We start from the raw sequence: 21,274 nt of genomic DNA on the forward strand, positions 1-21,274 counted from the left end.
TTGAAAGTTTAACCAGCTCTTACACCGCCTCCGCCTCCACTACCTCGCTTACGGGCAGCACGTCGGATGTCACTAAATCCTTCTCCAAACGCAGGTTTTCGATGATGAATTCCTGGCGGGCGGGGGTGTTCTTGCCCATGTAGTAGTTGAGCACCTGCTGGATGGAGCGGTCCGACTGCAAAATCACGGGCTCCAGCTTGATGTTGTCGCCGATGAAGCGGCCGAACTCGTCGGGGCTGATTTCGCCCAGGCCTTTGAAGCGGGTAACTTCGGGGTTGCGGCCGAGCTGGCGCATGGCGGCCTGTTTCTCCTGCTCGTTGTAGCAGTAGATGGTGGTTTTCTTGTTGCGGACGCGGAACAGCGGGGTTTCCAGGATGAACACGTGGCCGTTGCGCACCAAATCAGGGAAGAATTGCAGAAAGAAGGTCAGCAGCAGCAGGCGGATGTGCATGCCGTCCACGTCGGCGTCGGTGGCAATGACGACGCGGTTGTAGCGCAGGTTCTCAATGCCTTCCTCGATGTTGAGGGCATGCTGCAAGAGGTTCAGTTCCTCGTTCTCGTACACGATTTTTTTCTTCAGCCCGAAGCAGTTCAGGGGCTTGCCGCGCAAACTGAACACGGCCTCTGTCTCCACATTGCGGCTCTTGGTGATGGAGCCCGAGGCCGAGTCACCCTCGGTGATGAACAGGGTGGTAAGCAGCTCTTTTTCGGCGTCTTTGGTTTCGCCCAAGTGGAGGCGGCAGTCGCGGAGCTTGCGGTTGTGCAGGTTGGCCTTTTTGGCCCGCTGGTTGGCCAGCTTCTTCACCCCGGCCATGTCCTTCCGTTCCCGCTCGTTCTGCTCGATGCGCTTTTTCAGAGCTTCGGCCGTTTCGGGATTCTTGTGGAGGAAATTGTCGAGGTGCTCTTTGACGAAATCCAGAATAAAGCCGCGCACGGTGGGGCCATCGGGACCCATGTTGATGCTGCCCAGCTTCGTTTTCGTCTGGCTCTCAAACACCGGCTCCTGCACCCGCACCGAAATGGCCCCGATGATGGACCCGCGCACGTCGGCGGCGTCATACTCCTTCTTGTAGAACTCGCGCACGGTTTTTACCACGGCCTCGCGGAAGGCGGCCAGGTGGGTGCCACCTTGGGTGGTGTACTGCCCGTTCACGAAGGAGTAGTACTCCTCGCCGTAGTCGTTGCCGTGGGTGAGGGCCAGTTCGATGTCGGGGCCTTTGAGGTGGATGATGGGGTAGCGCAGGCTCTCCGGGTCGGCTTTGCGGGCCAGCAGGTCCAGCAGGCCGTTTTCGGAGTAGTACTTCTGGCCGTTGAAGTTGATGGTCAGCCCGGCGTTCAGGTAAACGTAGTTCCAGATCTGGTTTTCCAGGTACTCCGGGATAAAGCGGTAGTTGCGGAAAATCGTGTCGTCGGGCTGGAAGGTAATCAGCGTGCCGTTGCGCTGGCTGGTCTTCTGGGGTTTAGGGTCCTGCACGAGCTTGCCTTGAGCAAACTCGGCCGACTTCACCACGCCGTCGCGCACGCTCTGCACCAGAAAATAATTGCTCAGGGCGTTAACCGCCTTGGTGCCCACGCCGTTCAAGCCCACAGACTTCTGGAACACCTTGCTGTCGTACTTGCCGCCGGTGTTGATTTTGCTTACCACGTCCACCACCTTGCCCAGCGGAATACCGCGGCCGTAGTCGCGCACCTGCACGCGGTGGTCCGAGATTTTCACTTCGATGGTGCGGCCGTGCCCCATCACGTGCTCGTCAATGGAGTTGTCGATAACTTCTTTGACCAGCACGTAAATGCCGTCGTCGTAGCTGGAGCCGTCCCCGAGCTTGCCGATGTACATGCCCGGCCGCAGGCGGATATGCTCACGCCAGTCCAGGGAACGGATACTGTCTTCGGTGTAGCCGTGGGTGGCGGCAGGTACTTGTTCTTCAGCCATTAGAAAACCGGAAATCAAATTTGAGGTAAAATAACGCAGAAAATTGACCTTTTCCGCTTTTGATTTTCGCTAGCCAAGTTAGCAAAAACTTCTTTCTCAACCTAACCTCATCAGGCTTGGTTCCCGGAAAATAGCCAGCTCAGCGCACTCCATTCGTTTCCTTCCCACGCCCGCTACTACTAACTTCATTAGCAACATGCGACTTCCCGGTACTCAACATCATCTTCCACCGACTGCCCCCAAAACCAAGCCCGAGGTAAAACAGGAACCCATCGTGCAGTTTGCCTTCTTTATGGTGGGCGCTGTGCTGCTGGTGTATTCCCTGCGCGTCCTCGACGACATTCTGCTGCCGCTGCTGTTTTCGGCCTTGTTTACGCTGCTGCTGCTGCCGCTGTGCCGGTGGCTGGAGCAAAAGGGGGTGCCGCGGGTACTGGCTATTACGGTGTGCTTGCTGGTGTTGCTGCTCATCATTGCGGGCATTATCCTGGCTTTCGGGTCCCAGCTTACCAATTTCAAAGACGAGCTGCCCAAGCTTCAAACCAAGCTGATAGAGTTTTTTGAGCAGGGCCAGCGCTGGGCCCACGACCGGTTTGGCTACCAGCCCATGAGCCTGGAAGAACTGAAGGACTCGACCGTAAATGCCCTGAAAAAGTCGGGCGGCACATTTCTGGGCACTACGCTCAACACCACTACCGCCACGCTGAGCAACCTGGCCCAGGTGCTGATTTACATTTTCTGCTTGCTGCTGTACCGCGACCATTTGCGGCAGTTCATGTTCCGGTTTGTGAACCCTGAAAAGCGCACGGCCGTGCTGCACACCGTGGATAACATTCAGACCGTGGTACAGGCCTATATCTCGGGCTTGGTGAAGGTGATTGTGATTGTGGCCGTGCTCAACGCCATTGGATTGCTGGCCCTGGGTGTCAAGTTTGCGGTGTTCTTCGCCATTTTCGCCTCGGTGCTGGCAATCATTCCCTACATCGGCATTATGCTTGGGGCGGCCCTGCCCACCATTGTTACGCTGGTTGAAACGGGCTCGGTGGTACAGGCCGCGCTGGTGGTGGGCGTGTTTGTGATAGTGCAGTTTCTGGAGGGCAACTTCATTACGCCCATGATTACCGGCACCTCGGTGAGCATCAACCCGCTGGCTGCCATCCTGGCCCTGATTCTGGGGGCCGAGCTGTGGGGGACGCCGGGCATGATTCTGAGCATTCCGCTGGTGGCCGTAATTAAAGTGGTGCTTGACGCTAACAAGACCACCGAGCCCTGGGGTTTTTTGCTGGGCGACACAGCTGAGGGCGAAGACTCCACCAAACCCGGCAACGAGCGGCCGGGCTTTGTGCATCGGTTGTGGAACCGGATGCTGGGCAAAGTAGCGGCCAAATAGACCGGCCTGCGGGGTGGCTGCCCGAATTTTGTACTGCCCGCCAAGTAACCCCAACCGGAGCGGAACGGTATAAAGCCCAGGTTGCCGCTGCACTGGCGGCATACTGCCTTGAACCACCACCTAACCTCCTTCTAGTTATGGCAGCTATTTCCGGCGACACCGCCCGCGCGTACAACGACCTCGTAGAAATCAACAAAACGGCCGCTAAAGGCTATCAGGAAGCGGCTGAAGGCATCAGCAGCCCCGACCTCAAATCGAAGCTCAGCCAGCTGAGCCAGCAGCGCGCCCAGTTTGCTTCGGAACTCAGCCAGCACGCACGGCAGTACGGCATCAATGCCGAAGACGGTACCACGGTAGAAGGCCTGGTGGCCGACGCCGCTGCCGCCGTACACCGCGGCTGGATCAACATCAAATCGGCCATTACGGGCCAAGACGACTCGGCCATCCTGGGCGAGTGCGAAACCGGCGACGCCGTAGCCTTGCAGTCGTACGAAACGGCGCTGAAGTCGGCAGAGCTGCCGGCTGAGGCTCGCAACGTACTGCAAAAGCAGCACGGCGAAATTCTGCAAGCCAAAAACTGGATTACGCAGCAAAAAGGTGCCCGCTAAGCTTTTTAGCGCATCACTTGTTAAAAGACCCGCTTCCTGGCGGGTCTTTTTTTGTGGGGTTACGGACTAGTACTGCCCTGCTTTGGCCGCTGCAACCATCCGGACCGGTATCTTTGTTACTACTTACATTAGCTCATCTCGTTACCCGATTCTCTGCCGCTTTTGTACGCCATCGTCGACCTTGAAACGACCGGGGGCCAGCCCACCCAGGACCGCATCACCGAAATAGCCATCTACATTCACGACGGCGAAAAGGTGGTGGATGAGTTCAGCACGCTGCTCAACCCCGGCCGACCGATTCCCTTCTTTATCACCCAGCTCACGGGCATCACCGACGACATGGTGCGCGAGGCACCCAAGTTTCATGAGGTGGCCCGCAAGATTGTGGAACTGACGGAGGGCTGCGTGTTTGTGGCGCACAACGTCCGGTTTGACTATTCTTTTCTGAAAAAGGAGTTTGCCGACCTGGGCTACAACTACTCGCGCAAAACCTTGTGCACCGTGCGCCTGAGCCGCTCTTTGCTGCCGGGCCAGCCCAGCTACAGCCTGGGCAAGCTGTGCCAGAACATCGGCATTCCGCTGCACGACCGGCACCGCGCCGCCGGCGACGCTGCCGCCACGGCCATTCTGTTTGGGCGCTTGCTGGGCATCAGCCAGCAGGCTGAGGACCTGGCTGCCCCCGGCCGCAGCCCGGCCGAAACTCTGGCCGCCGTGGATGCTACGGCGCCGGCCGGCCGGCGGCCCGGCGCGGCGGTTGGGGAAAAGCTGCCCTCGGCGCGCAAGATTAAGGCCGTGCAGGAGGCCATCCGGACGGCCCTGCTGCCGCCCAACATCACGCCCGAAAAGATGGCCACGCTGCCCCAGGAAGCCGGCGTGTACTACTTCCACAACGAGCAGGGCGAGGTTATCTACGTCGGCAAGAGCATCAACATCTACAAGCGTATTCAGCAGCATTTCGCCGTCGATTACAAGTCCCGCAAGAGCATCGAGTTCAAGAACTCCATTGCCGATATCACCTGGGAGCTAACCGGCTCCGAGCTGGTGGCTTTGCTCTACGAGTCGCACGAAATCAAGCGGCTGAAACCTTTGTACAACCGGGCCCAGCGCCGCTCGGTGTTTCCAGCGGGCATCTTCCTGCGCACCGACGAGCAAGGCTACAAGCACCTCTACTACGGCCGCGCCGACGACCACGCCCAGTCGCACCCGCTGATTGCGCTGGGCAACCAGTACAAGGCCAAGGGCTTCCTGTTTCATAAGGTGGCCAAGTTCAACCTCTGCCAGAAGCTGTGCGACCTGTACAAAACCAACGGCTCCTGCTTCGACTACCAGGTGCACCGCTGCAAGGGCGCCTGCGTGGGCCTGGAGCCGCCCGAGGAGTATAATCTGCGGGTGGAGGCGGCCATTGAGTCGTTTACCTATGAGCACGGCTCGTTTGTGGTCATCGGGCCGGGCCGACACGCCACCGAAAATAGCGTGGTAGTAGTGGAAAACGGCCGCTACCTGGGCTTCGGCTACGTGGACGAGTCCTTTTCGGCCCGCCGCCTGGGCGACTTCCGCGAGGTTATTACCCGCTACAACGACAACAAAGATGTGCAGCAGATTATCCGGCAGTACCTGCGCACCAAGCACAAGGATAAAGTGAAGGTGTTTCAATAGCGCCTGGGCGGCTGCAAGTTGTGCACCGGGTTTTAATAAAAACCAAACGAAAATTCAGACCGTCATGCTGAGCCCCGCGAAGCATCTCTCCCGCTTCGTTGAACGATTGAAGTTACCCGCGGTAGAGACGCTTCGGCTGCGCTCAGCATGACCGTTCTAGGTTTTCAGTAGGCTGTTAATACAGCCGGTGCCGGAGCAGCCAGCCGGCGCCGTCGAACTCGTGGGCGGGGGGCTGGTATTTTACCGCCCGGATATTGCGCAGGCGCAGGGTGTTGCCGTCGCCGCTGTCGTAGATGGTGACGCGGCCCCGGAGCCGGTCGGGCAGGTTATCGGCCTGGATGACGTCCTGCCCGGCGCCGTCGTAGATGCCGATTTCGAGGTGGCGGTCCGGGTCGCCGCGCAGTTCAAACAGGTCGTTACCGCCGAGGCCAAACAGGCGCAGGCGGCGGGTAAAGCGGGCGTCGTAGGTGCGCTGGTGCAGCAACTGGGCCGGGCCCTCGGCTACCCGCCGAAACACCTGCACCCGCACCTGGTTCGGGGCCACGGCTTCTACCACAAACCGTTCGGCCTCGTCGGTGCCGGGTAGCTCCACGTCGCGGGTCAGCAGCTCGGCGAAGCGGGCCGCCACGGCGGGTAGCTGCTCCCGGCGGGCGCGCAGCTTGCGCGTAAACTCCTCGGTGCTCAGGGCCCGTACCTCCGGGGGCCACACGGCCAGGGCTTCGGCAATTACCTGGTCCGAGAGTTGGTGGCGGAGGGAGTCGGCAATCTGCTGGAAGTCCTGGGGCGTCAGGTACGCCAGCAGGCTTTTGTCCATGGGCCGGGCGGCACGGTTGAGGCCCTCCACGTTGTGCAGGCGGATGGTTTCGTGGAAGCTTTGGTAGGTGGGCCGGAACTGGGCAATCAGCCAGGTGAGCAGGCCGTCATCGAACTGGAAAAAGGCATGGTCCCGGTCGCGCGGGATGGGGCGGTACACGGTGCGGCCCCCGCGGCCCTCGAAAGCGGCCCAGCGCCACTGGTCTTCGCGCCGGCTCCAGTCGCCCAGCCACATATCAAACAAGCGGCTGCGCAGGTAGTGGCGGGCATCCACCTGAAACCGAGAGCTGGCCACGAGGTTGGTAAACACCAGCCGGGAGCTTTCGACGCGGGCCGAGTTGCCGAAGCTGCGCACGGCCCGCTGGTCGCCTTCGGGGCGCTCCTCAAACAAGTACAACGCGTGGGCGAACTGCTGCCGAAACTCGCCCAGGCCGGGGTCGTCGGCCACATATACCAGGCGGGGATTGGTGTGGTACACCCCGGCAGCCTGGGCCAGGCGCGGCACGATGTAAGCGCCGTAGGGGTGAATAACGCTGGTTTGGTCTTTCATCAGCCGCCCGATGGGCCCGTTCTGCAAGCCTTCGGGCAGGGCTTTGGTGGCATCTTTATCTACGGAGCGGAGCACGTACTGCACCCCAGTGGCACTCACCAGGCGCAGGTTGCGGGTCTGGAAGCTGCCGCCCTCCTTTAGCGGCGTCAGCCCACCGGGCACGGCCGTGCGCAGGCTGAACACCCGCGCCGTGACGGGCAGGCTCCACAAGGCCCGGTAATGGGTGCCCCAGAAAAATCGGTGCACGGCGCCGCGCTGGTACTGGGGCCCGGCCGCCACAAGCACTGTCGAATCGGGGCGGATGGGGGGCGGCCCGGCTTGCAGGGCGGCGGCGGGCGGGTCCGAACACGCCAGCAGCGGGCTTAGCAGTAGCCCAGCAACCCGGCCCGAAGGACGCAACACGGAAGAAAGAAAGAGCACGCAGGCAGAAATAGAAAGTGAGCAGGAGCCACCAGCCGAAGCCGGTCCGCCTGTATACCGCAATCCGCCGGCCCCCGGTTGTGCCGGCTCCGGCCGGATTGACTTTTCCGCGTCAGTTGCGTTGAAGGAGGCAATCTGCGCTTTTTTGCTTTGCATGAACCACCGCTTCTCTTTTCTGCTGCTTCTGCTGGCCGCTTCTGGCTGCGGCCGGGAGTCGTACTTTCAGCCCGATGCCCGCCTGGTTTCTTCCCCTCTGCCTGCCTCCGCCGACAGCGCCCGCGTCACGGCCGGGCGCCACTACCAGCGTGGCCCGTTGGGCCGGCTGCTGCTGGGGCCTCACTACCGCCGGGCCTGGGCCACGCCCGTGACGCTGCCGGTGCTACCCCCCGCTACGGCCGTGCCGGGTGGGCTACGGTTTGGCAAGATGGGCGGCGGCTTTCAGACTACGAGCATGACCCTGGTGGCTCCCGACGGCCGCGGCTACGCCCTGCGCAGCATTGACAAAGACCCCTACCGAACCCTGCCCAAAGCGTTGCGCCAGGGCTTTGTGCTGACCACCGTGCGCGACGCTACCTCGGCCGGTATGCCCTACGGGGCTTTTGTGGTGCCGCCGCTGGCTGAAGCGGCCGGCGTGCCCCACACCAATCCGCGCCCCTTCTACGTGCGGCCCGATGAGCAGGGCCTGGGCCCGGCCTCGGAGCGGGTGCAGGGCAAGGTGGTGTTGCTGGAAGAAAAGATGGAAGGGCGCGAAAATATTGCCGGCCGCCTGCCCGGCGCCCAGCAGCTAGAAGAATCGGACGGGATGCTGGCCGCGCGGTTTGCCAACCCGCGCCACGCCATTGATGAGGAAGCTTTTTTGCGGGCGCGGTTGCTCGACATCTGGCTGGGCGACTGGGACCGGCACGAGGGTCAGTGGACCTGGGCTGCCTACGCCCAGCCGGACGGCCGCACGCTGTGGCGCCCCATTCCGCAGGACCGGGACCAGGTGTTTTTTCGGTTTGATGATGGGGTTATTTCCTGGGTGGTCAGCCGGCTGGTGAGCAAGTTCCGCACGTTTGGGCCGCGCTACGAAAGCATTGAGGGCTACACCCGCAACGCCCGCTTCATCGACGAGCGGGCCCTGGCCAGCCTGCCGCGCACCGCTTACCAGCGCACCGCCCGTGACTTGCAGCAGCGCCTGACCGATGCCGTGATTGGGCGGGCCGTGCGCCAGGGCCTACCACCTGAGGTATACACTCTGGAAGGCCCCCAAATGGAAGCGGCCCTGCGCGCCCGCCGCGACGCCCTGCCCGAGGCCGCCGAGGAGTTCTACCAGCTCCAAGCCCGCCGCGTGCTAGTCGCCGGCACCGACCAGGACGAGCGGTTTGTAGTAGAGCGCCTCAACGACACGGCCACCGTGGTATCGGTGTACCGCGTGCCCGACGAAGACGATAAGAAAGCCACCCGTACCCAGCTGCTTTACCGCCGTAGCTTCAACCCGCGCGACACGCGCACGGTGGTGCTGCGCGGCCTCGAAGGCAAGGATGAATTCATTGTGCGAGGCCAGGTGCGCCGCTCTCCCTTCATCGACATCTACGGCGGCCCCCACGAAGACACCGTGCAGGACAGCTCCCGCGTGGCCGGCCTGCGCAAGCGCACCCGCTTTTTCGATTCGCGCCGGAACAACGTGCTCGAAGCTGGCCCCGAAACCAAAGACCGCACCGAGCACCACGTCCTCTACCACGCCTTCGACCGGGACGGGTCCGGGAGGTGAGGTAGTGAATTGCCATTGCGAGGACGAAGGACGAAGCAAGCTGTCCTTTTCAAGCCGTAGAGCATCCGAATACGCCAAGCCCCTGACATCTGCTTAGATGTCAGGGGCTTGTTGTTTCATCAGGCTCCCCCTCTCCCTTTTCGGAGAGGGGGCCGGGGGGTGAGGCGTACGTCAGGGCTTTGAGAATTCAGATGCTTTACGCCTTGAAAAGGACGGCTTGCTTCGCCTTCGTCCTCGCAATGACAAGACAATTCACTACCTCACCTACTCACCACTGACCAGCTGCTCCTCCAGCTCCTGCAACATATCCAGGACCATGTGCTCGGTGGGGGTGAGCAGGTCGTTTTCGCTGGGGTCGGCGTCGTGGCGGCGGAGGTAGTCGATGAGCTTGTCGGAGTTGAACAGCTCGACCACCTGGGGATGAATGTAGTAGCGGGAGCACACGGTGGGCGTGTTGCCCAGGTTTTTGGCCACGTCCTTCACGGCCTGCTTGATGGTTTTGTCTTTCGGGAAATCCGGGTTTTCGTTCAGAATGGCCTCCAGGCACTCCACCATCTTCACGGTGCCGCCCCAGGTGCGGAAGTCTTTAGCCGACAGCTTCAGCCCCGTCACCTCCTGCAGGTACTCGTTCACGTCGCCCGATTCCAGCTCGTGGCGGTGGCCGTCGGGAGTGTAGTACTGAAACAGGTGCTGGCCCGGAATTTCCTTACACTTCTGCACCAGGCGGGCCAGCTTCCGGTCGTGGATGGTAAGGTCGTGGGCCACGCCTTTCTTGCCCACGAAGCTAAAGCGCACGTCACTGCCTTGCACCTGCACGTGCTTGTCGCGCAGGGTGGTGAGGCCGTAGGTTTTGTTTTTCTTGGCGTACTCCCGGTTGCCGATGCGAATAAACGACTGGTCCATGAGCGTGAGCACCAGGGCCATGACTTTGCGCTTGTCGAGGCCGGGGCGGGCCAGGTCCTGGTGCATCTGCCGGCGCAGGTCGGCCAGCTTCTCCCCGAAGGCCCGCAGGCGGCTGAACTTGGTGAGGCTGCGGGCCTGGTCCCAGGCCGGGTGGTAAAGGTACTGCTTGCGCCCCTTGGCGTCGCGGCCCGTCACTTGCAGGTGGGAGTTGGCCGAGGGCGAAATCCACACCTCGGTCCAGGCCGGCGGAATCACAAAGCTGCTGATGCGGGCCAGGGTTTTTTCGTCTTCAACTGGCTCCCCTTTAGCCGTGAGGTACTGAAAGCTGCCGTCGCGGGTGGGCTGGCGGGTGAGGCCGGGCTTGGTGTCGGCGAGGTAGCGCAGGCCGGCCAGCTCGGCCTGGCGGGCGGGGTCTTTGTACAGCTCGTGCGCCTCCGGCAGCGGGGCGAGTTTCTTTTTGCGGGTTTTAGGGCGCGGGGCTAGTGTGCTCATACGGAGTGGTGGGCAGCGCGCAATTCGGGCGCCGTCGTAAGCAGTGCTTTACGGCAAAAGCTCGGCGGAGGGTGCCAAGCCGGGACCGGGCACGGCCCCCCGGCTTCCGCGCAGGCTGCCCCGCTCCGGTTGCCTTCCGGCCCGAACTAGTTCACTTTCTTAGGTAGCTGGTTTAGGTCTAACCCGAACTAGTTGCCTGAAAAGCGGAATTAGTTTGGGTAGAGCCTAAACCAATTGCCTAAAAAGGGAAACTGGTTTGGGTTGGACCCAAACCAATTGCTCGAAAAGAGGAATCAGTTGTTCTCTTTCAGCAGTCAGTTGCCCGAAAAGGAAAACCAGTTGCCCTCTTCAGGCAACTGACTGCCAGAGACAAGCAGTTGGCCCGTACACCCAACTAGTTATGCTTTTTGCATACTCACTTGCCATACGCTTTCGGCCTGGGGTCAGGCTGGAGCAGTGGAGCAGCACCTCGGTGGTATGGCTGCGCGTACCGGAGGCCGCAGCATACGATACCCTCTGATTTCTCGTTTTTTAACGTCTGCGGGCCCTGCGCCGAGCAACTCCGCGCTTCCGGAGACGTACCGGCTTCCGTAGTTTTGGCACCGTTTTTTCAAGGTGGCCACCCATTCGCTTTCGCATTTCCCCTTTTCTGTTCTGTTTCTATGCATCGTTTGCTTCGTAAAACCTGGCTGCTCCTAGGCCTGGCCGCTTCCCTGGGCACCGCCGCTTCCTGCTCCAAAGACGGCGACGGCGTGCTGCTGTTCTCCGTCGAAGACGACAAAGCCCTCGGCGACAAGGTCGCCGCCTCCACCGACTCCACTTTCCGCGCCAAAGGTCAGCTGGTGGAGCGTTCCGCCAACCCGCGCGCCTACGACTTGCTGGGCCAAATCGTGAACCGCGTGCTGAACTCGGGCCAGTTGCAGTACCGCAACGAGTTTCCCTGGGATGTCAAGATCATCAAAGACGACCAGATGCAGAATGCCTTTGCCACGCCCGGCGGCCACATTTACGTGTACTCGGGGCTGATCAAGTTCCTGGACAACGAAAGCCAGCTGGCCGGGGTGCTGGGCCACGAAATTGCCCACGCCGACCGTCGCCACACCTCCCGCCTGCTGCAAAAGGAGTACGGCATCAACGTGCTGCTGAGCCTGCTGCTGGGCGAAAACCGCGGCCAGGTAGTGCAGATTGCCTCCAGCCTGGGCCAGCTTAGCTTCAGCCGCGACTATGAGCGGGAGGCCGATGAGTATTCGGTTATCTACCTGAACGGCACCAACCACTACCCCTGCGACGGCGCCGCCGGCTTCTTCATCAAGGCCGAGCAGCAGGGCCAGGCCGCCCCGCCCGAGTTCCTGAGCACCCACCCCAACCCCGGCACCCGCATCCAGGACATCCAAACCAAAGCCGATGCCCTGAACTGCCGCCAGCGCACCGCTTCCAGCGACACGTTTAATCAACTGAAGGCGGCGCTGTAGTGAAACTGTTTCTGGATATACACTATACATTTGGGCAAAAGGAGTGGTCCGTTTCGGACGCTTAAGAGGAGGACGTGCTTCGGCGCGGTGCATCCATCGCCACTCGCTAAGGCCAGCCGCTACTGCGACTGGCCTTTTGTTTTGTGGATGGTCTTAACAGCCAAATACTGACGCCGCTTGCCCGGATGGACGTTCAGTATAACGTTCCCTGATGCAGTAACAAGAACAAACTTCAGGCTGGCAACCTCCTGCCCTGGTTTTTGCCCGGCGTCATAGATCTGCTGAGGAGCTAGGATGCCTTCTTCAAGAACTAAAAAATCATCTGGTTCAACAGGTATTTGGCCACGCAACCGCTCCCTGCTTCCTCCATGCTGCTTGATTGTGTGCCGGATAGCTGAGTTATTAATGGTAATCTGGTACTGGTGTACGCTTTTTCCAGTGGCCTCCCAAATAGTGTCTGATAGCTGCTGTGATACATGACCAAAGGTATACATGCCTTTGTCCTGAGGCCCATCTTGTAAAGCGTATTCTACCAACTCTTGAATGGTTTGGAACTCTTGATGCATTTAGTTAAGAAAATCCTATTTCAGAGAAAATAAGGAACACTCTATACCCTTGTTTTCGAGCCATAACTGGCGTATCGCATAGTCGTTGGCAAAATATCAGCTTTTATTTCTTAGCATCAATTTGCCCTATTGTCGCGTATTTGCCGCATGTCTTCTCTCCTCGATAAACTCAACAGCTGGGCCGAGCGGGCCGACGAGCTGCTCACCCGCGGCCGGGCCCGGCTGGGGCTGCTGCACCCCTTGCAGCTGGTACCCTACCGCAGCTACGGCACTGCCAGCCGCCTGTACGTGAAAGGACGCCTCCTCACCGATAGAGGAGTGCAGGAGCCCGCGGCCGATGCCTCGCGCTGGCAAAATCTGCTGAACATGTACCGGCGCTTCGACAGCAATGAAATCAGCGGGGCCGAGCTGCGCGTGCGCCCCGCCGACGGCACCGATCACACCGTGGTGACTGACGAGGAAGGCTACTTCACGCTCAACCTCCAGCCCCGGCAGCTGCCCGAGCCCATTGACTACCTCTGGTACCCCGTGGAAGTACTGGTGCAGCAAACTCCCCCACCCCTGCCCGCGCCGGCCGGGCTCAGCGGGCAGGCTCTGGTGCTCATCCCGCCCCCCGACGCCGAGTACGGCATCATCTCCGACCTCGACGACACCGTTATCCAGACCTCGGCTACCGACCTGCTGCGCATGGCCCGCATCGTGCTGCTGCGTAATGCCCGCTCCCGTCTGCCGTTTAAGGGTGTGGCCGAGTTCTACCGCCAGCTCCAGCTGGGCCGCAACGGCAAGCGCAACAACCCGTTTTTCTACGTCAGCTCCTCGCCCTGGAACCTGTACGATTTGCTGGAAGACTTTCTCCAGCTGAACGATATCCCGCCCGGCCCCCTGCTGCTGCGCGACATGACCCTGAAACGCAAGCAGACCGGCGACGCCTCCGAGCACCACGGCCACAAGCTCCGGGAAATCGAAAACCTGCTACTCACCTATCCCACCCTGCCCTTTGTGCTTATCGGCGACTCGGGCCAGGAAGACGCCAACATCTACCGCGAAGTAGTGCGCCGCCACCCCGGCCGCATCCTGGCCATCTACATCCGCGACGTGCTGCGCCCCGACCGGGCTGTGCTGGTAGAACAGGTATCGGAGGACCTACGCGACGACAAGGTGGAGATGCTGCTGGTGCAAGACACCGTGCAAGCCGCCGAGCATGCCGCCCGCACTGGCCTCATCTTCCAGGAAGCCATTCCGGCCGTAGAAGAGGACAAACGGAAGGATGAGACGGCGGAGGAGAGTGATGAGGTAATGGGTAACAGGTGACAGGTAACAGGTGACAAGTGGACCGTCCTGCTGAGCGCAGCGCAGCGGAGTCGAAGCATCTCTCCCGCTGGCTAATTCTAATCATCAGCAACGAAGCACCCATTTGCAACGAAGCGGGAGAGATGCTTCGACTCCGCTGCGCTGCGCTCAGCATGACGGTCACCTGTCACTTGTCACTATTCACCTCCTCACCCCAACCCCTCCTCACCTCAACTCGAATGGTCGGCGACGATAACCCAGCGGCCGTTGATACGACGGAAGATGAGCAGGAAATGGCCTTGCAGGTCGCCCTGGGTGGGGCGGGCCAGGTGCCAGCGGCCGATAACGTGCGCGGCATCAGGGCTTAACGGCTGAATGCGCAGGCCCGTGAAGTCCAGCTGGCCCATGGCGGCGGGGCTGGGGTAGCTGCGGCGGTAGTTGTCGAGGGTAGGTTGCCAGCCGTAGGTAAGTCCGCTTTTGCCAATAAACACCAGGGAGTCGCTCTGCCAGTAGCCCTGCATGAAGCCGGCCACGTCGCCGCGGTTCCAGGCGGCCGTTTGGATGGCCAGCACCTGCGCTATGTCGCGGCGCGTGGCGGCTGGGTCGGCGGCTTGCGGACGGGCCGGGGCGCAGGCCGCTAGGGCGGCTGGGAGTAGTAGAAGTAGAGCCGGACGTTTCATGCCGGAAGATAGACGCTGCCAGAATATTCCGAAGCCAAAGGCATTGGAAAGGCTATTTCAGGCCAGGTGAGCTATTTGCCTTGCTAAAGTCTAAATCGGCAAGCCGACTGTTGGCGTTCTACTGCTCCAGCAATGCCCGCACGTAGGCCGTGCCGCCCAGGCGGCGCATGTTGCGCAGCACGCGGCGCTGCTTGGCGCGGGCTTGGGGACCGGGGCTACCGGCCTGAAACTTCAGCGGGTTGGGCAGCACGGCGGCCAGCAGCGCGGCCTGGGCGGAGGTGAGCTTGCGGGCCGGGCGGCCAAAGTGCTTCTGCGCCGCGGCCTCGGCTCCGAAAACACAGTCTCCCATTTCAGCCACGTTCAGGTACACTTCCATGATGCGGCGCTTGTCCCAGAGCAGCTCGATGAGCACCGTGAAGTAGGCTTCGGCGGCCTTGCGCAGGTAGCTGCGGCCCTGCCACAGAAACACGTTCTTAGCCACTTGCTGCGTGATGGTGCTGCCCCCGCGGATGGGTCCGTCGCCGCCGAAGTTATGCTTGGCCGCCTTCCACATGGCCTCGGTGTCGAAGCCGCGGTGGATGAGGAAGCGCTGGTCTTCGGCCGCTACCAGCGCCAGCGGCAGCTGCGGCGACACCTCGTCCAGGTGCACGAAGCTGTAGTGAATGCGGCGCGAGGCGCCTTCGGGCAGCAGGCCGCCGTAACTGGCTTGCGGGCGGTGGCTGCGGCGCTCCAGCATCAGCCAGGTGGCGGGCGGCGACACCCAGCGGTACACCAGCACCCAGGCCACCGACGTCAGAAACAGGGCGGCGGCCACCTGAAGCGCCACTTGCCCGGCGCGGCGGGCGGCTTGCCTGTAGTCAATCCCCATCAGCTCGGGCCTGTTCGTATGGAAAGGTAAAAAGGATGATTCGGGGCAAAAGTAGCGGATTTTTCAGCTGGCTTCTGCCCTTTTCTTCCTCGTTCGGCCGTACATTATCGGCTCCTCTCGGTTGTATGCCTATGACTCGCTTGCTTGCCCTGTTTCCGCTGAACCTGGTGGTGTACCCCGACGAAAAGCTTAATCTGCACATCTTCGAGCCCCGCTACCGCCAGCTCGTGCACGACTGCCTGGCCGAGGGCATTACGTTTGGCATTCCGCCCTTCGTGCAGAACGCCGTGAGCCCCATCGGCACTGAAATGCGCCTGGTGGCCGTGGAGAAAACCTACCCCAACGGCGAAATGGACATCCGGACCCAGGCCCTGGGCCGGGTCGGCCTGCGCACTTTCTACCGGCAGGCACCGGGCAAGCTCTACGCCGGCGCCGACGTGGAAGACCTGCCCGACGACCCCGCCGGCGACGCGCTGCTGCACGCCCACATCCGGGAATTGGTGGAGCGGCTCTACGACCTGCTGGGTTTGCGCCGCCTGCTGCTGGAGCTGCCGCCCAACTTCCGCGTCTACGACGTGGCCCACCACCTGGGCCTGAGCACCGAGCAGGAATACCAGGTGCTGGAGACTTCCTCGGAGGCCGAGCGGCAGCAGCTGGTGCTCAGCCATCTGGAGCAGGTGCTGCCCGTGCTGCAGGAAACCGAGCGGCTCAAGGAGCGGGTGCGGCTTAACGGCCATTTTAAGAACCTGACGCCGCCTAACTTCTAATGCCGGGCAGCTCCTTCTGCCGCGCCCGCCTCAGCCGGCCGAGGCCGTTAACCGCCGCTGTGCTTCGGTTTGCGTACTACACTCACCTTTCCTTTTGCGCCTGACCTGTGGCTGATTCATCGTTGCTTATCTACCTGCTGGCGGCCGGCGCGGCCCTGCTCACGGCCTGGCTGCTGCGGCGCTACTGGCAGGAGCGGCAGTACCGGCGGCAGCCCTACGTGGCCCCGGCCCACGCCCGCTGGGCCGAGCAGCCGCCCCCCGCTGCCCCGCCCCGCCACCGCGTGGCCCTGCTCGGCGACCCCGGCGCCGTGGCCACCGATGGCGCCGACCCGGTGCTACAGCTGCTGGCGCAGTGGCAGCACGAAACCGGCCCCGACGGCACCGTGGTGCTGCTCGGCGACAACGTGTACCCCACCGGCCTGCCCCTGCCCGGCCACCCCGGCCGCCCGGCCGCCGAAGCCCGGTTTAAGGCCCAGCTGGATGTGCTGCGGCAGTTTCCGGGCCGGGTGGTGTTCCTGAGCGGCAACCACGACTGGAACAAGGGCCGCCCCGATGGCTGGGAATACCTGCGCCAGCAGGAAGCCTTCGTGCGGGAGCACCTGCCCACGGCTCACTACCTGCCCCCCGACGGCACGCCCGGCCCCGCAAGCCTGCAATTGGCCGAAGGGCTGCTGCTGGTGGTGCTGAACACCCAGTGGTGGGTGCAGCGCGGCCCCCGCCCCGCCTCCGACCCCAAGGAGCCCCTGCGCCAGCTCTGGAACCTGCTCGATGCCAACCGCCACCAGCAGATCCTAGTGGCCGGACACCACCCGCTGTACTCCAATGCTATTCACGGGGGCAAGTTCACGGCCAAGCAGCACGTGTTTCCGCTGACTACCATCCACAAGCAGGCCTACGTGCCCCTGCCCCTGGTGGGCTCCCTGCTGCCCCTGTACCGCAAGCTGGTGGGGGCCGCCGAGGATATGGCTTACCCGCCCTACCGCAAGCTGCGGCGGCGCCTGCTGCGGGTGCTGCACCAGTTTCCCAACATCATCTACGCCGCCGGCCACGACCACAACCTGCAATATTTTCACTACCGCGGCGGGCACTACCTGGTGAGCGGGGCGGGCAGCAAAACGGCCTTTGTGCAGAAGGGTGGCCGGGCTACGTTTGTGCACGAGCACAAAGGCTTTTTCAGCCTCGACTTTTATGCAGGCACCGACGTATGGCTCCGGGCCCTGGAACCAGGCGCGGAGACTGGCAGCGGGTCCGAAGTTTTTCGGCTGAAACTGCCCAACACCACCCAGCTGGCCCCAGCCCCCACCTCAGCGGGCGGCCGGGGGCACCAGCACCCGTAGGCTGCGCGGGGCTATGCTAACCTCAACCGGGGCGGGCAGGTGGTACGGCTCGCCATCTACCTGTACCAGCACCTCGGGCTGGCCGGGCACCGTGATGCGCGCCCAGCGGCAGCGCAGGCGGCGGGTATAGTCGGAACGGTCGAAGCCGCTGGTGTAGAGGCGGTACAGGATGCCGGGCGCCGCTGTGCCGGGGAAGGGCTCAATCACGCAGATTTCAAACTGCCCGTCGTCCAGCTGGCTGTCGGGGTTGATGATGACGTTGCTGCCGAAGGTGGCGGCGTTGGCAATGGTCAGCATAAACGCCGCGCCCTCCCAGGTTTCGGCGTCGGTTTCCACGTGGTAGGTGGCTGGCGAGTAGCTCAGGTAGGTTTGGGTGGCAATGCGCACGTACGCGGCCGGGCCGCGCACCTTGCCCTGGTCAAACTCCTCTACTACCACGGCATTGAAGCCCAAATCAGCCAGGTGAGCCGAAAACTTACCGCCCACGCGCAGGGTGTCAATTACCCGCACCTCATGCTCCCAAACCAGCCGCAGGGCCTCTTCTACTTCCTGCGGAATGCCCAGGTCCTTGGATAAGCCGTTGCCGGAGCCCAGCGGCAGAATGCCCAGCGGAATCGGGCTGCCCACCAGGGCCTCGGCTACCAGGCTGGCCGTACCGTCGCCGCCCGCGGCAAAAGCGGCATCGGGTGGCCGCTGTTGCAGGGCGGCCCGTAATTCGCCCAGGTCGTCGTGGCCGCAGGTGTGGTGGAAGCGGGCCGTGCGGCCATGTTCGGTACAATAGCGGCTGATGGTTTCTTCCAGCTTGGTCTTGTCAATGTCGCCCGACACCGGATTGAGCACGAACAGGATGTCGCGCAGCAGCAATTCGGGGGAAGATGTGGCAGCAGCCGTCATACGCACGTCAACTAGAACTATCCTACACTGGCGGCGCCATTCCAGCGCCGCTACCGCCTATACGTACGCATGGCCGACGGGAAGGTCGGCCATGCGCAAAATTGAGGTACGGTAGTAGCTCTGCCTCAGGGCTTGAGGCCCGCGGGCACACCCTGCGGAAACTCGGCTTGAATCTCGCTTTCCAGCTCCTGAATCCGGTTGCCGGGGTTGGGGTGGGTGCTCAGAAACTCTGGCTGCCGGGAGCCGCCCCCGGCCTGCTCCAGCACCTGCATCACCTGCATCATGGCGCGCGGGTCGTAGCCGGCCTGGGCCGTAAACTGCACCGCCAGCCGGTCCGACTCCAGCTCGTCTTCGCGGCCGTAGCGCAGGGTCAGGAGCTTGCCCACCATGGCGGCGGCGGCCGAGCTGGCCATGGTACCGGGCCGCTCGGGGTCATACAGGCCGATGGCGGCGGCGCCGGTCAGGCCCTGGGTGAGCTGGGACTTGGCAATCTGCTCAGCCGAGTGGCGGGCTACCACGTGGGCCACTTCGTGGGCCAGCACGCCGGCCACCTGGCCCTCGGAGCGCAGGTTTTTCAGCAGGCCGGCCGTAATGAAAATCTGGCCGCCAGGCAGGGCGAAGGCATTGATGGTGTTTTCGTCGGCCAGCAGGTGAAACTGAAACCGGTAGGGCGTTTGCGACGCTTTGGTGCGCTGCACAATTTCCTGCCCAATCCGCTCCACGGCTGCGCTGGCCTGGCGGTCGGGGTGCAGGCCGCCGTACTGCTGGGCCATTTCGGGCGCGGCTTGCAGGCCCAGGGCTATTTCCTGCTCGGCGGTCATGTCGACGTGCTGCACTTCGCCGGTTACTTCGTTCACCGAGCGTTTGCAGTAGTACGATATCAGCGTGAAGCCTGCCATCAGCAGGGCTATCAGGTAGCGAAGATTTCCTCTCATGGGTGTAGGGGTTGAAAAATGGCCACACAAGCCCGCAAGGCCGGGGCTGGCCTTCTAACGCGAGCGGCACGGTTGGGTTGCTGGCCGGGCTAACCTCAACCGTGCTGCTCGCGTTAGAAGGCTCACTCTCCCCAGGGCCAGTGCTGGCCCTGGGCTTGGTTTCCCCCAACTCCCTGTTCCCATGAATCAGAAACGCACTTTCGGCAGCATCCTCACCATCCTGGGTATCATCGGCATCATTGCCGGCGCCCTGGGCTACCTCCAGATTGGCGGGCTCGGCCTGAGCAAGCTCAACTCCCTGGTTCCCTTTCTGGTAGGACTTATTTTCTTCTTCGCCGGCATCAACCTGGTCAAAACCACCGGCGACCGGGCCTGATGGGTTGAATCAGTAAGCTATTCTCCACAGGAAAGCCCCGGCTGCTGATTGCAGCCGGGGCTTTCCTGTGCAAGAAGCAGGCTATCTGCTGCGCTAACTCAGCAGGCGGCGGCTGCGGGCAAACGCCAGCACGGCCTGGTCCAGGTTCAGCCAGCTCGACGCGTATGCCGTGGTAACCGGGCCGTGAATAAACAGCACCGTTCCTCCCTTGATGGCGTTGATAACGATAGGAGTTTCGGCTACGGGCAGGGCCGGGCAGCCCTGGCTGCGGCCCAGTCGGCCGTGCTGGCGCGCAAACGCCTCGCTCACGTAGTCGGCGCCGTGCACTACCACGGCCCTGGCAAAGGCATTGGTATTGTAGCCGGGGTCGAGGCCGTGCAGCTTCAGCGACAGGCCGTGCTTGCCCTGGTAGGTTGTGCCCGTGAGGTAGAAGCCCAGGCTGCTCATCTCCGAGCCTTCCTGATTGGAAAAGTTGCGGGCCAGGTCCTCGCCGGTATTTCGGCCGTGCGCCACCAGCGTGTGGTGCAGCAGGCGACCCCGCACCACGTCCAACACCCACAGGCGCTTCTGCCGGCTGGGGCGGGAAAAGTCGATGATGGTGAGCGTGGGCCGGGCGGGCACTGCTCCGCGCTGCTGCATGCTGTAGTACCCTATCAGGGCCCGCCGGTAGGCCTCCACGGGCAAGCCTGTGCCGGCCAGGCCGGCCTGGGCGTAGCTTAGCAGCACGTGCTGGTCGAAGGCAGCGGTGTGGGCGGCGAGCCGGGCGGCACCCACGGCAGGCTTTTTGGGGCGGCCGTCCCCGGAAGCGGCCGGGCTAAGGCCGCACATGGTTAGCAACACAAACAGCAGGCTGGCAACGGCAGTCGGCTTACGTAGCATAGGCTGAACAAGTCGTGGCGGAGCAGATAAACTCCGGGAGGTGCTGAGGAGGCAGGCAAAAATAGTATTTTTGCTTTACCTATTTCCGGGCCCTAACTTCATTTTTGTGCATCTGGTTCCTCGTTCTCCAGGCAAGCCGTACGGTTGGCTGGCTCTGGTTCTCCTCTCGGCTACAATGCTAACCGGCTGCGGCCGGGCCCTGCCGGAGCTGCCCGGCTTTGATGCTCAGGCGTGGCGCCAGGACCCCTACGGCTGCCAAAGCCGCCGCGCCGGCCAGCTGCCCGTGCTGGAAAAGCTGCGCGACCAGCTCTACGACGCCCGAATCAGCGACGTAGACGCCGTGTTCGGCCACCCCGATGAAGAAGAGCTGAGCGAGCAAAGCGAAAAGGTGTACATCTACTACACCCGCTCGGGGCCTCAGTGCCTGGCCGGCCACCCGCGGGTAGCCACCGGCCGGGTTATCTTCCGCTTTGGCGCTACGGGCGTGCTTACCGAAGTTATGCTGCCCGTGTCAGGCCAGCCCTGAGCCAGCTGAACTCTATTCCTTCTCCGCCATAGGGGTATGGCGCCACCTTCCTATTCCAGTCCCGAATACCATTTACACGCCCGGAAAGGTTGCTCATTTGGCTGACTTGTAAACATGCAAAAAGCCGCCTCCTGACAGCTCAGGAAGCGGCTTTGGTATATGCGTTTTG

At 62.3% G+C, this 21,274-nt stretch carries 19 protein-coding genes; 10 read left to right on the top strand and 9 right to left on the bottom strand.

Annotated elements, in window-relative coordinates:
* Positions 1 to 19: 19 nt before the first annotated feature.
* Positions 20 to 1,933 carry a DNA topoisomerase IV subunit B gene (locus tag OIS53_RS04715; RefSeq protein ID WP_264681239.1) on the bottom strand — a complete coding sequence of 638 codons (1,914 nt, stop codon included), beginning with the start codon at positions 1,931 to 1,933 and terminating at the stop codon, positions 20 to 22.
* A gap of 196 nt (positions 1,934 to 2,129) precedes the next feature.
* On the opposite strand from OIS53_RS04715, the gene OIS53_RS04720 reads away from it, so the two are divergent.
* The 3 genes from OIS53_RS04720 (at position 2,130) to OIS53_RS04730 (ending at position 5,584) form a co-directional block, all read left to right on the top strand.
* Entirely contained in the window at positions 2,130 to 3,320 is a 1,191-nt protein-coding gene (locus OIS53_RS04720) for an AI-2E family transporter (RefSeq protein WP_264681240.1), read from the top strand.
* Positions 3,321 to 3,457: 137 nt separating this feature from the next.
* Positions 3,458 to 3,928: a ferritin-like domain-containing protein gene (locus OIS53_RS04725; RefSeq protein ID WP_264681241.1), complete on the top strand. Its 471-nt coding sequence runs from the start codon at positions 3,458 to 3,460 to the stop codon at positions 3,926 to 3,928.
* Between the two features lie 162 nt (positions 3,929 to 4,090).
* A complete protein-coding gene (locus OIS53_RS04730) occupies positions 4,091 to 5,584 on the top strand; it encodes an exonuclease domain-containing protein (RefSeq protein ID WP_264681242.1) in 1,494 nt (497 codons plus the stop codon).
* A gap of 175 nt (positions 5,585 to 5,759) precedes the next feature.
* Here OIS53_RS04730 and OIS53_RS04735 read toward each other — a convergent pair whose 3' ends face one another.
* On the bottom strand, positions 5,760 to 7,367 hold the full coding sequence (locus OIS53_RS04735; RefSeq protein WP_264681243.1) for a hypothetical protein: 1,608 nt from the start codon (positions 7,365 to 7,367) through the stop codon (positions 5,760 to 5,762).
* Positions 7,368 to 7,521: 154 nt separating this feature from the next.
* On the opposite strand from OIS53_RS04735, the gene OIS53_RS04740 reads away from it, so the two are divergent.
* Positions 7,522 to 9,120 (top strand): hypothetical protein, encoded by a 1,599-nt coding sequence (locus OIS53_RS04740; protein WP_264681244.1) that lies wholly within the window; start codon positions 7,522 to 7,524, stop codon positions 9,118 to 9,120.
* 264 nt (positions 9,121 to 9,384) lie between these two features.
* Here OIS53_RS04740 and OIS53_RS04745 read toward each other — a convergent pair whose 3' ends face one another.
* Complete coding sequence (locus tag OIS53_RS04745; RefSeq protein WP_264681245.1) at positions 9,385 to 10,515, bottom strand: DNA topoisomerase IB; 1,131 nt, start codon at positions 10,513 to 10,515, stop codon at positions 9,385 to 9,387.
* A 662-nt stretch (positions 10,516 to 11,177) separates the two neighbouring features.
* Here OIS53_RS04745 and OIS53_RS04750 point away from each other — a divergent pair.
* Positions 11,178 to 11,987, top strand: coding sequence for a M48 family metalloprotease (locus OIS53_RS04750; RefSeq protein ID WP_264681246.1), 810 nt, complete (start codon positions 11,178 to 11,180; stop codon positions 11,985 to 11,987).
* 119 nt (positions 11,988 to 12,106) lie between these two features.
* Here OIS53_RS04750 and OIS53_RS04755 read toward each other — a convergent pair whose 3' ends face one another.
* A complete protein-coding gene (locus OIS53_RS04755) occupies positions 12,107 to 12,553 on the bottom strand; it encodes a PBECR3 domain-containing polyvalent protein (protein WP_264681247.1) in 447 nt (148 codons plus the stop codon).
* A 147-nt stretch (positions 12,554 to 12,700) separates the two neighbouring features.
* Between OIS53_RS04755 and OIS53_RS04760 the strand changes: the two genes are divergently transcribed.
* Positions 12,701 to 13,864 (top strand): App1 family protein, encoded by a 1,164-nt coding sequence (locus tag OIS53_RS04760; protein WP_264681248.1) that lies wholly within the window; start codon positions 12,701 to 12,703, stop codon positions 13,862 to 13,864.
* A 209-nt stretch (positions 13,865 to 14,073) separates the two neighbouring features.
* Here the strand turns inward: OIS53_RS04760 and OIS53_RS04765 are convergent, their stop codons facing one another.
* Together OIS53_RS04765 and mtgA are read right to left on the bottom strand one after the other, a co-directional pair.
* Complete coding sequence (locus OIS53_RS04765; protein WP_264681249.1) at positions 14,074 to 14,523, bottom strand: YybH family protein; 450 nt, start codon at positions 14,521 to 14,523, stop codon at positions 14,074 to 14,076.
* Between the two features lie 118 nt (positions 14,524 to 14,641).
* Positions 14,642 to 15,391 (bottom strand): monofunctional biosynthetic peptidoglycan transglycosylase, encoded by a 750-nt coding sequence (gene mtgA / locus OIS53_RS04770; protein WP_264681250.1) that lies wholly within the window; start codon positions 15,389 to 15,391, stop codon positions 14,642 to 14,644.
* Between the two features lie 131 nt (positions 15,392 to 15,522).
* On the opposite strand from mtgA, the gene OIS53_RS04775 reads away from it, so the two are divergent.
* Positions 15,523 to 16,158 carry an LON peptidase substrate-binding domain-containing protein gene (locus tag OIS53_RS04775; RefSeq protein ID WP_264681251.1) on the top strand — a complete coding sequence of 212 codons (636 nt, stop codon included), beginning with the start codon at positions 15,523 to 15,525 and terminating at the stop codon, positions 16,156 to 16,158.
* Between the two features lie 107 nt (positions 16,159 to 16,265).
* On the top strand, positions 16,266 to 17,495 hold the full coding sequence (locus tag OIS53_RS04780; protein WP_264681252.1) for a metallophosphoesterase: 1,230 nt from the start codon (positions 16,266 to 16,268) through the stop codon (positions 17,493 to 17,495).
* Here OIS53_RS04780 and OIS53_RS04785 read toward each other — a convergent pair.
* Together OIS53_RS04785 and OIS53_RS04790 are read right to left on the bottom strand one after the other, a co-directional pair.
* Positions 17,463 to 18,389, bottom strand: a complete 927-nt coding sequence (locus OIS53_RS04785) for a diacylglycerol/lipid kinase family protein (RefSeq protein WP_264681253.1) — start codon at positions 18,387 to 18,389, stop codon at positions 17,463 to 17,465. The genes OIS53_RS04780 and OIS53_RS04785 overlap by 33 nt on opposite strands.
* Positions 18,390 to 18,514: 125 nt before the next feature.
* The gene (locus OIS53_RS04790; RefSeq protein ID WP_264681254.1) at positions 18,515 to 19,324 is read right to left on the bottom strand and encodes a M48 family metallopeptidase; all 810 of its coding nucleotides are present in this window, start codon (positions 19,322 to 19,324) and stop codon (positions 18,515 to 18,517) included.
* A 181-nt stretch (positions 19,325 to 19,505) separates the two neighbouring features.
* Between OIS53_RS04790 and OIS53_RS04795 the strand changes: the two genes are divergently transcribed.
* Entirely contained in the window at positions 19,506 to 19,700 is a 195-nt protein-coding gene (locus OIS53_RS04795) for a hypothetical protein (protein WP_264681255.1), read from the top strand.
* 93 nt (positions 19,701 to 19,793) lie between these two features.
* Here the strand turns inward: OIS53_RS04795 and OIS53_RS04800 are convergent, their stop codons facing one another.
* The gene (locus OIS53_RS04800; protein WP_264681256.1) at positions 19,794 to 20,579 is read right to left on the bottom strand and encodes a murein L,D-transpeptidase catalytic domain family protein; all 786 of its coding nucleotides are present in this window, start codon (positions 20,577 to 20,579) and stop codon (positions 19,794 to 19,796) included.
* A 175-nt stretch (positions 20,580 to 20,754) separates the two neighbouring features.
* Here OIS53_RS04800 and OIS53_RS04805 point away from each other — a divergent pair, with 175 nt between their 5' ends.
* Positions 20,755 to 21,105, top strand: coding sequence for a hypothetical protein (locus OIS53_RS04805; protein WP_264681257.1), 351 nt, complete (start codon positions 20,755 to 20,757; stop codon positions 21,103 to 21,105).
* The last annotated feature ends 169 nt before the right edge of the window (positions 21,106 to 21,274 follow it).

Source organism: Hymenobacter sp. YIM 151500-1 (genome assembly GCF_025979885.1).
In the GTDB taxonomy this organism is placed as follows: Bacteria; Bacteroidota; Bacteroidia; order Cytophagales; family Hymenobacteraceae; genus Hymenobacter.